The 13,127-nt window shown below is 60.9% G+C and carries 14 protein-coding genes; 8 read left to right on the plus strand and 6 right to left on the minus strand.

What is annotated here, in order from left to right:
• The first annotated feature begins 4 nt into the window (after positions 1 to 4).
• From G533_RS0101775 to G533_RS20135, 7 genes are all read left to right on the plus strand, one after another.
• Entirely contained in the window at positions 5 to 184 is a 180-nt protein-coding gene (locus G533_RS0101775) for a CcoQ/FixQ family Cbb3-type cytochrome c oxidase assembly chaperone (RefSeq protein WP_027948478.1), read from the plus strand.
• The gene (gene ccoP, locus G533_RS0101780; RefSeq protein WP_027948479.1) at positions 177 to 1,055 is read left to right on the plus strand and encodes a cytochrome-c oxidase, cbb3-type subunit III; all 879 of its coding nucleotides are present in this window, start codon (positions 177 to 179) and stop codon (positions 1,053 to 1,055) included. Before G533_RS0101775 ends, ccoP begins: the two co-directional genes overlap by 8 nt.
• 73 nt (positions 1,056 to 1,128) lie before the next feature.
• Positions 1,129 to 2,538 (plus strand): cytochrome c oxidase accessory protein CcoG, encoded by a 1,410-nt coding sequence (ccoG, locus tag G533_RS0101785; RefSeq protein ID WP_027948480.1) that lies wholly within the window; start codon positions 1,129 to 1,131, stop codon positions 2,536 to 2,538.
• The gene (locus G533_RS20130; RefSeq protein ID WP_035525888.1) at positions 2,535 to 3,047 is read left to right on the plus strand and encodes a FixH family protein; all 513 of its coding nucleotides are present in this window, start codon (positions 2,535 to 2,537) and stop codon (positions 3,045 to 3,047) included. Before ccoG ends, G533_RS20130 begins: the two co-directional genes overlap by 4 nt.
• A 7-nt stretch (positions 3,048 to 3,054) precedes the next feature.
• Entirely contained in the window at positions 3,055 to 5,466 is a 2,412-nt protein-coding gene (locus G533_RS0101795) for a heavy metal translocating P-type ATPase (RefSeq protein ID WP_027948481.1), read from the plus strand.
• Positions 5,467 to 5,479: 13 nt separating this feature from the next.
• The gene (gene ccoS, locus G533_RS0101800) at positions 5,480 to 5,662 is read left to right on the plus strand and encodes a cbb3-type cytochrome oxidase assembly protein CcoS (protein WP_027948482.1); all 183 of its coding nucleotides are present in this window, start codon (positions 5,480 to 5,482) and stop codon (positions 5,660 to 5,662) included.
• Positions 5,643 to 6,347 (plus strand): sulfite exporter TauE/SafE family protein, encoded by a 705-nt coding sequence (locus G533_RS20135; protein WP_035525891.1) that lies wholly within the window; start codon positions 5,643 to 5,645, stop codon positions 6,345 to 6,347. Before ccoS ends, G533_RS20135 begins: the two co-directional genes overlap by 20 nt.
• 93 nt (positions 6,348 to 6,440) lie before the next feature.
• Here G533_RS20135 and G533_RS0101810 read toward each other — a convergent pair whose 3' ends face one another.
• The 5 genes from G533_RS0101810 to ectA all read right to left on the minus strand — a co-directional run bounded on the left by G533_RS0101810 (position 6,441) and on the right by ectA (position 11,167).
• The gene (locus tag G533_RS0101810; RefSeq protein WP_027948483.1) at positions 6,441 to 7,124 is read right to left on the minus strand and encodes an OmpW/AlkL family protein; all 684 of its coding nucleotides are present in this window, start codon (positions 7,122 to 7,124) and stop codon (positions 6,441 to 6,443) included.
• A gap of 119 nt (positions 7,125 to 7,243) precedes the next feature.
• Positions 7,244 to 8,686, minus strand: coding sequence for an aspartate kinase (locus tag G533_RS0101815; RefSeq protein WP_027948484.1), 1,443 nt, complete (start codon positions 8,684 to 8,686; stop codon positions 7,244 to 7,246).
• A gap of 92 nt (positions 8,687 to 8,778) precedes the next feature.
• Positions 8,779 to 9,183: an ectoine synthase gene (locus tag G533_RS0101820; RefSeq protein WP_027948485.1), complete on the minus strand. Its 405-nt coding sequence runs from the start codon at positions 9,181 to 9,183 to the stop codon at positions 8,779 to 8,781.
• A gap of 70 nt (positions 9,184 to 9,253) precedes the next feature.
• Positions 9,254 to 10,588 carry a diaminobutyrate--2-oxoglutarate transaminase gene (gene ectB / locus G533_RS0101825; protein ID WP_027948486.1) on the minus strand — a complete coding sequence of 445 codons (1,335 nt, stop codon included), beginning with the start codon at positions 10,586 to 10,588 and terminating at the stop codon, positions 9,254 to 9,256.
• 63 nt (positions 10,589 to 10,651) lie between these two features.
• Complete coding sequence (gene ectA, locus G533_RS0101830) at positions 10,652 to 11,167, minus strand: diaminobutyrate acetyltransferase (protein ID WP_035525893.1); 516 nt, start codon at positions 11,165 to 11,167, stop codon at positions 10,652 to 10,654.
• A 259-nt stretch (positions 11,168 to 11,426) separates the two neighbouring features.
• Here ectA and G533_RS20140 point away from each other — a divergent pair, with 259 nt between their 5' ends.
• Positions 11,427 to 11,948: a MarR family winged helix-turn-helix transcriptional regulator gene (locus G533_RS20140; RefSeq protein WP_035526111.1), complete on the plus strand. Its 522-nt coding sequence runs from the start codon at positions 11,427 to 11,429 to the stop codon at positions 11,946 to 11,948.
• A gap of 139 nt (positions 11,949 to 12,087) precedes the next feature.
• On the opposite strand, the gene dmpG is transcribed toward G533_RS20140, so the two are convergent.
• Positions 12,088 to 13,119, minus strand: a complete 1,032-nt coding sequence (gene dmpG, locus G533_RS0101840; RefSeq protein WP_027948488.1) for a 4-hydroxy-2-oxovalerate aldolase — start codon at positions 13,117 to 13,119, stop codon at positions 12,088 to 12,090.
• Positions 13,120 to 13,127 lie beyond the last annotated feature (8 nt).

Here is a 13,127-nt window from a genome sequence, read left to right on the forward strand (position 1 = left end):
GACTATGGATATCAACGACCTTCGAGGTCTTAGCACTGGCCTGCTGCTGTTCGCTTTTGTTGGACTGTGTATCTGGGCCTGGAGCAGCAAGCGCAAGAAATCTTTTGACGAGGCCGCAAACCTGCCCTTCGCAGATGAGGAACTGAGTCAACGTAGCACGCAGGAGGAAGAAAGGAATGGCTAGTTTCTGGCATTGGTGGATCATCATCCTGACCACCGTCACCATCGTCGGCATTACCTGGATCCTGTTTGCCAACCGCAAGCGCGGCGAAGGCACCACCGACCAGACCACGGGCCACGCCCACGACGGCATCGAGGAGTACGACAACCCGCTCCCCGCCTGGTGGTTCTACATGTTCGTGATTACCATCGTCTGGGCTATCGGCTACCTGATCGTCTACCCGGGCATGGGTAATTACCCCGGGTTGATCGGCTGGACCCAGCTGGAACAGCACCGCGAGGAAGTCGCCGCGGCAGACGAGCGGTACAGCGAGATGCGCAGCCGCTACCTGGCTATGTCCGTCGAGGAAATCGCCGAAGACCCGGCCGTGGTAAAAATGGGCATGCGCCTGTTCGGCAACAACTGTGCCCAGTGTCATGGTGCGGATGGCAAGGGTCGCTATGGCTTCCCCAACCTGACAGACAACGACTGGTTGTGGGGCGGATCGCCCGATGCCATCAAGACAACGCTGTTGCAGGGCCGCCGCGCCGCCATGCCCGCCTGGGCCAGCGTACTCGGTGATGAGGGCATTGCCGCGGCCACCGAATACGTGGTCTCACTGAACGGCCGCACCACCGACCCCGAGCTGGTCGCGGCGGGCGAAAAGCACTACCAGATGTACTGTGCCGCCTGTCACGGGCCTGAAGCCAAGGGCAACGCTGTGTTCGGCGCACCCAACCTGACCAACGGCATCTGGCTGTACGGCGGCAAACGCGAACAAATTGCTCACTCCCTGCGCGCGGGCCGGAACGGTGTTATGCCCGCCTTCGGCGATAGCCTCACCGAGGACAAGATTCACATCCTCACAGCCTACGTGTACAGCCTCAGCAATTGATCGGCCCCGCCGGCCTTCCGCCCGGAAGGCCGGCATCACGACGCCCAGCGTCCCCTATCCTCGGTAATCCAGCATGAGCGACAAACACCTTATCGATGTACAGGAAGTTGCGCCGGCAGAAGTCAGCGAAATGGACCTCTACCAGCGTCGTGAGAAAATCTACACACGCAAGATCGAGGGCTTTTTCCAGCGTATCCGCCTGTATACCGGCTGGCCGCTGCTGATTGGCTACTTTCTCCTCCCCTGGCTGTCCTGGGATGGCCGTCAGGCCGTATGGTTTGACCTGCCCGAACGCAAGTTTCATATTCTAGGCCTGGTGTTCTGGCCGCAGGATTTCCCCCTCCTCGCTTTCCTGCTGATCATCGCGGCCTTCGGCCTGTTCGCGGTCACTGTTTTCGCGGGCCGCGTGTGGTGCGGTTACACCTGCCCGCAAACCGTCTGGACCAGTATTTTCATGTGGATCGAGCAGCGCTTCGAGGGCAGCCGCAACCAGCGCATGCGCCTCGACAAGGCACCCTGGTCGATGGAGAAGCTGGGGCGCAAAGTGCTCAAGCACGGCGGTTGGCTGTTTGTTGCATTCCTCACCGGCATGACATTTGTTGGCTATTTTTACCCCATCCGTGAGCTGCTGCCGGACTTGCTGACCCTGTCAGCTGGCCAGTGGGGTGTGCTGTGGACGATCTTCTTCACCTGCGCCACGTACATCAACGCTGGCTGGATGCGCGAGCAGGTCTGCAAATACATGTGCCCCTACGCGCGCTTCCAATCCGTGATGTTCGATCAGGACACCCTGATAGTGTCCTACGATCCCGTCCGCGGTGAACCGCGCGGCTCACGCAAGCGCGATGCCGACCACCGGGCGCAGGGGCTGGGTGACTGCATCGACTGCAACCTGTGTGTACAGGTCTGCCCGACCGGGATTGATATTCGCGATGGCCTGCAATATGAATGCATTGGCTGTGCGCTGTGCATCGATGCCTGCAACTCCGTGATGGATAAGATGTCCTATCCCAGGGGACTGATCAGCTACACCAGCGAACACCAGCTGCAGGGCGGCAAAACCCACTGGTTGCGTCCGCGCATGATCGGCTACGTGCTGGTGTTGTCGGTGATGGTCGGCCTGTTCAGCTACCGCGTAATCAGCCGGGTACCACTGGAAATGACGGTTATTCGCGATCGCAACGAGCTGTATGTAACCACCATGGACGGCGATATAGAGAACATCTACACACTGAGCCTGGTCAACATGGAGCAGTCCATGCACGAATTCGAAATTGCCATCAGCGGCATCGACGGCGCGGAAATCATCGGTGATACCCTGCATACGCTGGACGGCGGCGAAGTGCGCAGCATCAGCCTGCGGGTACGCATAGCACCCGAGTTACTGCAGCGCCCGAGCACGGAAATCGAATTCACAGCGCGCGCCACGGATCGTGAATCGCTGCAGATCAGCTCCGAATCGCGCTTCATGAGGCCGCTATGAACAGACCGCGGCTGGCCGATGACGACATCCACCCCTGGTATCGCCAGTTCTGGCCCTGGTTCCTGATTGCCCTACCCGCCAGCGTGGTGGTGATCAGCATGCACCTGATCTACACCGCCTACAATCACGCCGATGACCTGGTGGTGGATGAGTACTACAAGGTCGGCCTGGCCATCAACCAGCAGTTGGACCGGCAGGAGAAGGCGCGAGCGCTGGGCATTGCAGCGCGCCTGATGCTGACGCCGGGGCAAGTGACTGTGCACGTGTCCGAGGGCGCGATTAAGGATACATCCCTGGAGCTGGTGCTGTCCCACCCGATTGAATCGGACCGGGACTTCACGGTCGACCTGCAGCGGGTTGGTCCGGGCGTGTACAACAGTGCCCTGCCAGTCCCGGTCGCCGAACGCTGGCACTGGATTCTGCGCGATGGCGCAGAGGGCGCCTGGCGCCTTGATGGTGTGATAGGCGCCGCAGATCTTCTGCAGCAGGGCGTACAGGATACGCCGTGAACCTGTGATGACGGGCGTACAACCCTGCTTCCACTGCGGTGAACCGGTACCGCCGGGCAGCCACTTTGCGGTGGACATAGACGGTATCAGCCAACCCATGTGTTGCCCGGGATGCCGCGCCGTTGCCAGCCTCATCGCCGACAGTGGCATGGGCAGCTTCTACCGACAGCGCACCGCCTACAGCGAGAAACCAGCAAACGACACACCGCTGGCGACACCGGACGAGTACCTCCTGTATGACGACCCCACCCTGCGCGCGCAATATTGCCGACGCGAAAGCGCGGCAAGCGAGCACGCCAGCCTGCTGCTGGGCGGGGTCACCTGTGCTGCCTGCACCTGGCTTATTGAACAGACGCTGCTGCGTGAAACCGGTGTGCAGGACGCCCAGGTCAACCTGCAACAACAGCGCCTGAGCGTGCGCTACGACCCGCAGCAACTACAGCCAAGCCGTGTATTTGCCCTGCTGGAGTCCCTCGGCTACAGCGCGCGCCCCTTCCAGGCCAGCGCCCAACGCGAACAACTGGAACAGGAGTACCGCACCGACCTGCGCCGGGTGGCGGTTGCCGGCATTGGCATGATGCAGGTGGGCATGTTCGGCATCGCCCTGCATGCGGGTGACCTGCAGGGCATTGCCACGGAGCACCAGACCCTGCTGCGCACAGTGAGCCTGCTGGTGGCCAGCTTTGTGGTTGGCTATTCCGCCAAGCCGTTCTTCGTGACCGCCTGGCGACACCTGCGCCAGGGCGCTTTGGTCATGGACCTGCCCGTTGCCCTGGCGATCGGGCTGGCCTTCATCGCCAGCGTCTGGGCAACCGTGACCGGCTCCGGCGAGGTCTATTTCGATTCCGTGGTGATGTTCACGTTTTTTCTGCTTCTGGGGCGCTTTTTCGAAAAACGGGTGCGGCGTCGTCATGCCATCGCCTGTCGCGACGCCGAGAGTCATCTCCCGCTTGCCGTGCTCGTACAACAGCCAGACGGGCACTGGCGGCGCCAATCCCGGCGCCAGGTCCAGCCCGGCGACACAGTGCGGGTGCGCGCTGGCGAAGTCATCGCGGTGGACGGCACGGTTGCCACCGGCAGCAGCGCCGTCCGCGAAGACACCTTCAACGGCGAGCATGTACCGCGCGCCGTAGCGCCGGGCGATGCGGTGTTCGCCGGCACCCTTAACCTTGAAGGCAGCATTGACCTGTACGTCGACCAGCTCTACGAAAACAGCCGGCTGGCGGCGCTACAGAACAGCGTGGACCGTGCACAGCGGGCCAAGCCGGCACTCGCCCGCATGGCCGACCGCCTCTCCGCCTGGTTCGTCGGCGCTATCCTCGTCATCACCGCCCTGACCGGTCTGGTGTGGAGCCAGATTGCACCCGACCAGGTACTGTGGATATGCCTGGCTGTGCTGGTGGTCAGCTGCCCCTGCGCCCTGGCACTGGCCACTCCCGCAGCGCTGACAGCGGCGGCCAGTGCGTTGCGCGCGCAGGGCGTCATTGTGCATGGCGAAAACGCCATCGAGGCACTCGCCCACGCACAGCGCGTCGTCTTCGACAAAACCGGTACGCTGACCCAGGGCAAGCTGCGCCTGGAGACCGTGAGCGCCTGCGGGGAAGTCAATGACGCGTTCCTTACCGAGTTGGCAACGGCACTGCAGCAACATTCCAATCACCCTATCGCCCACGCCTTTACCGGCACGGCGATCACAGGTATCAGCGAGCCCCGTTACATCACCGGCGCCGGCATCGAGGCGAGCTGGAACGGCCAGCGCTACCGCATGGGCAGTGAGCGTTTCTGTCGTGAGCTCGCCCCCACATTGCCCAGTGCACCAAACAATGAACTCTATTGGGTGGCGCTCTGCAGCAGCGACCAGCCCCTGGCCTGGTTCGGGCTCTCCGACCCGCTGCGACCCGAGGCCGCCGAGGTGGTTGCCGCTGCCCGCAGCGCGGGCATGTCACTGGCGCTCCTCACCGGCGACAGCTCCAGCGCAGGGGCCCGGCTGGGCCGTGAGCTGGGGTTCGACTTCGTCGGCACCGGGCTTTCCCCCGAAGACAAGATGCAACAGGTGCGCGCCTGGCAGGAAGCCGGCGAAGTGGTTATGGCAGTGGGCGACGGCCTCAACGATGCCCCCCTGCTCGGCCTCGCAAACGCCTCTTTCGCCGTTGCCAGCGCCACCGACCTGGCCCGGGCGCAAGCCGATTTCGTGGTTGATGACGACAACCTCAACGCCGTTATCCGCAGCCTCGCCAAGGCACGCCAGTGCGTGGGGATTATCCGCCAGAATTTTGTCTGGGCGCTGAGCTACAATGGCCTTGGCATACCCCTCGCCGCGCTCGGCTATATTCCACCCTGGGCAGCGGCCCTGGGCATGTCATTCAGCTCATTGATTGTGGTCATGAACTCGCTGCGCCTGAATCGGGCGCAGCGCTGAGGTAGCAACACCGATGGAAAGCCTGTATCTCCTGATACCCATTGCCCTGGTGTTCTGTGTCATCGTCATTCGCCTGCTGATCTGGGCTATCGACAGCGGTCAGTATGAAGACCTGGACAAGGAGGCATCGCGTATCCTCATGGACGAAGAGCACAACAGCAACCGGGAGGAACACGATGATCGCGGAGCTCGGTAGCGCGTTCGCACTGGGCCTGGCCGGCGCCGGGCACTGTCTGGGCATGTGTGGCGGTATTGCCGCCGCACTGCAGTTAGGTGGTGTGAAGAGTACCGGCATGACGCTGGCCTATCACGGTGGCCGTATCGCGAGTTATACCGCGCTGGGCGCCGCACTGGGCTTTGCGGCCGGCAGCATTGATATCGCAGCGTGGACCATGGCCCTGCGCTACCTGGCGGGCATATTGCTGATTGCCATGGGGCTGTACATAGCGGATTGGTGGCGTGTACTGACCTGGCTGGAACGTGGGGGAGCCATTCTCTGGCGGCCGGTGCAGCGCTGGTCAAGCTCACTGCTACCGCTGCGCCACTGGTATCAGGCGATCGCCCTCGGCTTGTGCTGGGGTCTCATGCCCTGTGGATTGATTTACAGCAGCCTGGCTTGGGCGGCCACCGCTCAGGACGCGGGCCAATCCGCCCTGATGATGCTGTTTTTTGGCCTGGGCACATTGCCCGCCATGCTCGCCACCAGTTTTGGTGCGGGTGCCGTCCAATCAGCCCTGCGCCGCAAGGGCCTGAAGGTCGTACTGGGGCTGTTGCTGATTGTGTCCGGTTGCTGGAGCGTGTACCTGACAGCAGCCCATGCGCAACACAGTACGCACGCCATGCAACATGACGCACCCATGGATCACAGCCAGCATCACTGAACAGAAGGATTTGCGGAAAAACGACCACGGCAGGAACCGCCGCTGGAAAAAACACGGGGGTGAGCAGGCGCGCACCCCCAAAACAGTACGACGTTAGAAACGGTACGCGATGCCGACGTTGTAGACCCAGGGGTCGATGTCCACATCAAACGCAACGGTACCTACATCGGTGCGGATCTTGGCAGTGGTGTCGATATCGATGTACCAGACTGCCACATTGATGGCCCAGTTTTCAGACAGCGGAATATCAACACCCGCCTGGGCAGCCAGGCCGAAGGAATCGTCCAGCGACAAGTCGGCTTCCGTTGCGCCGATCAGGCCATTCAAGGCACCGGCAAGTGCAGGGTCGACTTTCTCATCGTAAATAAAGGTGTAGTTCACACCGGCGCCCACATAGGGCTGCCAGCCTTGCTGTCCGCCGCGCGGATACCATTGCATGCTCACCGTAGGCGGCAGGTGCTTGATTGAGCCCGCGGGAATACCCACGCCATTGACCGTGATGTCGTGCTCGAACGGTGTTGCCGCCAGCACTTCCACGGCCCAATTGTCGGTTAGCATGTAAACCGGAATGATGCTGAGCTGGGTGTCGTTGTCGACAGAAACCCCGGGGAGTACGGTGGGCGGAGCCGTGGGCAACACGATGTTGTCACTGTCCTCGTCTGGCGCCACGGTCACGGCGCCTGCACGCAGTATCCAATCACCTTGCTCGTAGGCAGCAGCGTTGACTGCCATGCCTGCGACCACTGCCGCGAGGGCGAGTTTAGTTACCTTTCTCATGATTAACTCCTTAATGTGGACCAGGGTGTCCATCACCCTGAGCACAGATTAAGGCAGCTTTGGATCTCGGGCATTGATGTCGGTCAACGCCGCGCGCAATGCGCGGCCAGGGAGGAACATCAGGAGGCGAGGCAGATGGCACGGCCGTGGTCGTGGGGTTCCACCAGGGTCGCGTGCAAGCCGCGAATGGCCTGCTCGTAGTCATCGTCGTTGACGATGAACTGGATATCCACCTGACGCATGGACTGGTGAATGGCCAGCACGCTGATATCGTGACTGGACAGGGCCGCGACCGTCCGCGCGAGCAAGCCAGGCACCTGCATGTCACTGCCGATGGCGGATACGATCGCCACCTTCTGTTCACGAATTTCCGCTTCCGGGAACGTCTCCTGCAAAGCCTTCTTGATGCGCTTGACGGTCTTCAGGTTGACGTCGAGGTAGTGGGTCACCGTATTGGCATTGATATCCTTGCCAACGATATGGCCCTTGAAGCGCTGCACGCAACGCAGGATCTCCGTGTCGTAGTGGGCCACGATGCCCGCCATGTCCTGGTCGAACAGCTCCAGCGCATACACACCCCGGCAACCCGCGATGATCTCCACGCACGCCGTGTCGCTGACGTAGTCGCCGGTAATGAGGGTACCGGTGTGCTCGGGCTCGAAGGTGTTCTTCACCCGCAGGGGAATGCCATTCTGGCGCAGACCCTTGGCCGCTTTGGGGTGAATGGCTTCCATACCCAGGTTGGCCAGCTGGTCCGCCACATCGTAATTGGTGCGTCCGATAGGCACTGCGTTGTCTTCACCCACCAGGCGCGGGTCCGCGCTGCTGAGGTGGAACTCTTTGTGGATAATGGCCTCGCGGGCGCCGGTAAGCACGGCGATACGACTGAAGGTCATCTCGCTGTAACCGCGGTCAAACTGGGTGATGAGACCTTCGCTACAGTGCGCATACCCGGTGACAATCGGCAGTTCGTGCTCCAGGTCGATATCGGCAAACGCCTGCTGCACGCACGCGTCCAGGGGCTGACTGCCCGAGCCCTGCCAACCGCTGAGGTCGACAAAGCGCGCGTTCAACCCATCGCGGCGCAGCAAAGTAGCCATGTTCCAGGCACTGTGGACCTCGCCCACGCTGGATAGCATTTCACGCACCGTCACCAGATGGTCTTCCACCGAAAAGTGACCGTGCCCACACAGGCTATGCAGGTCCTCAAGGCATTTGCGGGCATTCTCGAGACGCTCGCCGATGAACTCATTGGCTTCGAGCAATGCCTGGGCATCGGTAAAGAGCTCGGCGTTGACAGCAAACATGCTGTCGCGCACAGCGTCCAGTGCCTCTTCCCAGCTGCGGTCCTGAAAACTGCTGGCGAACAGGCCGTATACGCCGGGCTTGCCATCTTTCTTGTGCTCCAGCAGCTTGTCGGTCATGCCACCATAGGCGGAAACGACGAACACGCGCTGGTAGGGCGTTTCGCCATTGCGCTGACCGAAAACGATGCTGTCTCGAACGGCGGCATAGTTGCTCATTGACGTGCCGCCGATTTTCTCCACGGTATGCTTGTTCACTGCTTCCCCCGTATTGTGCCCGGAGCGCACTTTCGCACTGTGCTCGCCGGGCCCGGCAACCTGTGCGATGTTGGATACCTTACTCACGATACTCAGGCGCCCACGCGCTCGGCATGGAGTTCATAGGCGCCCTCGGCGTTGTGTACCTCCGTGCCATGCAACGGCGGGTTGAACACGCAGGCCATTTTCATTTCCGTTGTGGCACGCAGCTTGTGCTCATCGTGTTTGTCGAGTATGTACAACGTGCCTGGAGCGATGGGATAGACCTTGCCATCCGCCAGTGTTTCCACCTCGCCTTCACCCGACATGCAGTACACCGATTCCAGATGATTCTGGTAGTGCATGCGGAAGTCCGCGCCCGCGTAGATCGTGGTGATGTGAAAGGAAAAGCCCATATTGTCGTCTTTCAGCAGCAGGCGCGTGCTGTCCCAGTTGCCACCGGGATCCTTGATCATGCGGCCTTCACGTGCCGCGGTGTCCATATCTCGTACAATCATGTGAATATCCTGTGTTCTCTGTGAATAGTAATAACGTCAGGCTGCGGCGGCTCCGGCCGCCGCAGAGCACTCAGCTTGCCTTGCGGAAACGATCGTCATCGGAGACGCTGTACTCATCTTCGAAAAAGTCGACGACTTCGGGAATCGCGCCTTCGGAGGCACACACTTCGGCGATGGCCTGCTCAACGATATCAATGCCACGCTTGAGGTTCTCCTGCGAGATCGTGAGCGGACAGAGGAACTTCACGACCTGGTCGTCCGCACCGCTGGTCTCGATCATCAAACCCTTGGCAAAGGCCTTGCGCGTGATACGCCCGGCGATTTCGCCGTTGACACAGTTGATGCCCTGGAACATGCCGCGCCCGTGTGTGCTGAAGTTACCCTCACCATAGCGCGCCACAATCGCCTCGAGCCGCTCCGAAACATAGCGCCCCTTGGCCTGCACGCCTTTCGCGAAGGCATCGTCAGACCAGAACGTGTCGATTGCCGCCTTCGCGGTAACGAACGCCAGATTGTTGCCGCGAAAGGTGCCGTTGTGTTCACCCGGCTTCCATTGGTCCAGCTCCGGCTTGATCAGCACGACCGCAAACGGCAGACCGTAGCCACTGAGCGACTTCGACAGGGTGACAATATCCGGCTTGATTCCCGCTTCCTCGAAGCTGAAGAACGTACCCGTGCGACCACAACCCGCCTGAATATCATCCACGATCAGCAGCATATCGTGCTTGCGACACACCGCCTCGAGGTTGCGCAACCACTCGAAGCTGGCCGCATTGATGCCACCCTCGCCCTGCACCGTTTCCACCAGAACTGCAGCCGGTGCGTCGATACCGCTGCTGGAGTCCGACAGGACTTTGTCAAGGTAAGCGGTGGTGTCGATACCATCGCCCAGGTAGCCGTCAAATGGCATGCGGCTGCTGCCACCGAGGCTTACGCCTGAAGCACCGCGGTGATGCGAATTACCGGTGGCTGCCAGGGAGCCGAGGCTCACGCCGTGGAACCCGTTGGTAAAGGAAATGACGTTTTCCCGACCGGCAATGTTACGCGCCAGCTTGAGCGCCGCCTCTACCGCGTTAGTGCCCGTGGGGCCGGTAAACTGAACGACAAACTCCAGATCGCGCGGCTTCAGGATTTTCTCGCTGAAGGTTTCAAGGAACTCGGCCTTGGCCTTGGTGTGCAGATCCAGGCCATGGCTGATGCCATCCGCTTCGATGTATTCCAGCAGTGCTGTCTTGAAGGCGGGGTTGTTGTGACCGTAATTCAGGGTGCCCGCACCCGCCAGAAAGTCCAGGTACTGCTTGCCGTCTTCGTCGTACAGATACTCGCCCTGGGCACGATTGAACACGCGCGGAAAGGAGCGAGCATAGCTTTGTACTTCGGATTCAATCTCTTCAAAAATTTTCATGCATAACCTCAATGTTGTTGCCGTCATTCATTCTGCGGGTACGGTTTGGGGCAAAGGCCAAAGTCAGCGGGCGACCGCACGCAGATCCGACGCCGTGAGCGGCCCGATTCTCGCGCGGATCTCGCTGTCGTGGCTGCCCTTGAAGTGAGCCTCGCGGTCGAACCACACCTCGCGCGCAAGTGTCGCGCCACGCCGAGTGGCAAAGCCCTGAAACAGGCCCCAAGACGCGGCGTTGTCTTCCGTAATGGTGGTTTCCATGTGCTGTATCCACTCATTCCCCGCGCGGTCCACGATCGCGTCGAGCATGCGGCCGGCCAGGCCCTGTCCGCGGCCACTCTCGCCAACCGCTACCTGCCAGATGAACAGTGTATCCGGGCGCTCGGGAATGCGGTGACCGGAAATGAACCCGGCCACCTCGCCGTCCGCCTCTGCCAGCACCGATGTACTCGCAAAATGAGAACATTGAACGAGGTTGCAGTAAGCGGAATTCGTATCCAGGGGCGGACAGGCCGCAATCAAGTGGTGCACGGCCATGCCATCCGTCGCCGTTGGCGGCCTCAGTGTCAGCTCTTGCGCCATAATCGTTGCCCTCCAATCTTTAGTACGCTAAACATTATACCTCATGAGCGATTTTTATCAAAACCACATTCCTAGGAATTTGATTCATTTCGGCGCAAATTGTGACGTATTGATGAATTTTTTGTTTTTTGTTGCCTAAATATTTACACTGCACTCGAATTGCACCGCTTTGTGGCGGGGCATGTACGCAGGGAATTAACGCCAGAGCGGCAAGCGGAGGTACACTGTGCTGGGTTTTGCTACCGAGAGAGATATCCTTTTGGCCCGTATCGATGAAGTCCTGGTTGCGCTGCGCCGCGTCATCCGCGCCACCGACCTGCATTCGCGGCATCTCGCCAAGACTACGGGCCTGACAGCGCCGCAAATTCTGTTGCTGCAGACCATACGCCAGCGCGGAGAAGTCACCATCGGCGAGCTGGCAACCGATATCAGCCTAAGCCAGGCCACGGTTACCACGATTCTGGACCGGCTGGAAAAGCGCGGCCTCGTCTACCGCAAACGGTCAGACACCGACAAGCGCAAGGTGCACGCACACCTCACACCTCAGGCGATGGAAGTCCTCATCAGCGCGCCCATCCCGTTGCAGGAGCAGTTCAAACGCCAGTTCGATGACCTGCAGGAGTGGGAGCAGACCATGATCATCTCGTCGCTGCAGCGCGTGGCCAAAATGATGGATGCGGAGCACATCGACGCAGCCCCGGTGCTCGACCTGGGCACGCTTGACCGGCAGAGCAACCACTACGGCGCGGACCGTGCAGGCGACAAGGGCAAACCACAGTAGTCACGTGCAGTGCGAAATCTACCTGCGCTCGCACGCAGGCTGAGCGAGAGCTCAACCCTGTATTTCCAGGATTCGGCACCCGGACCGCCGCATGGCAGTCACAGGCGCCCTTTGCAGAAGGGGTAAGGAAGGCGAGCGGTCAGGCGCTCTTGCGGTCGCGTGCCATATCCATGGCCAGGTCTTCAATCATGTCTTCCTGCCCGCCTACAGTGCGACGACGGCCGAGTTCAACCAATATGTCACGCGCCGACAGGCCGTGCTTGGCAGCGCTGCGCTTGGCAAACAGCAGGAAGCTGGAGTAGACGCCGGCCCAGCCCAGGGTGAGTGAATCCCGATCCACCCGCACCATGTGGTCCATCAGCGGCACAATCAGGTCTTCCGCAACGTCCATGGCCTTGAACAGGTCAACCCCGGTTTCAACACCCATACGGTCACACACCGCCAGGAACACTTCCAGTGGGGTATTCCCCGCACCGGCACCCAGCCCGGCGAGCGACCCGTCAATACGGTTGGCTCCCGCGTCTACGGCCGCCAGCGAGTTGGCAATCCCCATGCCCAGGTTGTGGTGACCGTGGAAGCCCAGTTCGGTTTCCGGCTTCAGTTCCGCCCGCGCCAGCGCGATGCGCTCGGTGACATCGTCAGGCAGCATGTACCCGGCGGAGTCGGTGATATACACACAGTTGGCCCCGTAGGATTCCATCAGCTTCAACTGCACCACCAGCTCTTCCGCCGGAATCATGTGCGCCATCATCAGGAAGCCGACCGTGTCCAGCCCGCTGATCTGGGAGGCCATGCTGATATGCTGCTCCGAAACATCCGCCTCGGTGCAGTGCGTGGCCACGCGAATGGTGGAGATCCCGCAGTCCACCGCCATCTTCAGGTGGTCAACCGTGCCGATACCCGGCAACAACAGCGCCGACACCTTGGTCTTTTTCACGGCCTTGCACACCGCCGTCAGGTATTCCTGGTCGCTGGCGGCGGGGAAGCCGTAGTTTACCGATGCCCCGCCCAGGCCGTCGCCGTGGGTAACCTCAATCAGGGGGATGCCGGCTTCGTCCATGGCGACCGCAATGTCCACCATCTGCTGCACGGTGATCTGGTGCTGCTTGGGGTGCATGCCGTCGCGCAGCGACATATCGTGCACCTGAATTTTCCTGCCTTGCAAGTTCATAGTGTCTC

This window comes from Haliea salexigens DSM 19537 (assembly GCF_000423125.1).
GTDB lineage: Bacteria > Pseudomonadota > Gammaproteobacteria > Pseudomonadales > Halieaceae > Haliea > Haliea salexigens.

Excerpts from the sequence above, each read along its gene's own strand:
- G533_RS0101795 (WP_027948481.1), top strand. The coding sequence starts at position 3,055 with ATGACGGGCGTACAACCCTGCTTCCACTGCGGTGAACCGGTACCGCCG.
- G533_RS20130 (WP_035525888.1), top strand. The coding sequence starts at position 2,535 with ATGAACAGACCGCGGCTGGCCGATGACGACATCCACCCCTGGTATCGC.
- ccoS (WP_027948482.1), top strand. The coding sequence starts at position 5,480 with ATGGAAAGCCTGTATCTCCTGATACCCATTGCCCTGGTGTTCTGTGTC.
- ectB (WP_027948486.1), bottom strand. The coding sequence starts at position 10,588 with ATGAAAATTTTTGAAGAGATTGAATCCGAAGTACAAAGCTATGCTCGC.
- G533_RS0101775 (WP_027948478.1), top strand. The coding sequence starts at position 5 with ATGGATATCAACGACCTTCGAGGTCTTAGCACTGGCCTGCTGCTGTTC.
- G533_RS20135 (WP_035525891.1), top strand. The coding sequence starts at position 5,643 with ATGATCGCGGAGCTCGGTAGCGCGTTCGCACTGGGCCTGGCCGGCGCC.
- ectA (WP_035525893.1), bottom strand. The coding sequence starts at position 11,167 with ATGGCGCAAGAGCTGACACTGAGGCCGCCAACGGCGACGGATGGCATG.
- G533_RS0101820 (WP_027948485.1), bottom strand. The coding sequence starts at position 9,183 with ATGATTGTACGAGATATGGACACCGCGGCACGTGAAGGCCGCATGATC.
- dmpG (WP_027948488.1), bottom strand. The coding sequence starts at position 13,119 with ATGAACTTGCAAGGCAGGAAAATTCAGGTGCACGATATGTCGCTGCGC.
- G533_RS0101810 (WP_027948483.1), bottom strand. The coding sequence starts at position 7,124 with ATGAGAAAGGTAACTAAACTCGCCCTCGCGGCAGTGGTCGCAGGCATG.
- ccoP (WP_027948479.1), top strand. The coding sequence starts at position 177 with ATGGCTAGTTTCTGGCATTGGTGGATCATCATCCTGACCACCGTCACC.
- ccoG (WP_027948480.1), top strand. The coding sequence starts at position 1,129 with ATGAGCGACAAACACCTTATCGATGTACAGGAAGTTGCGCCGGCAGAA.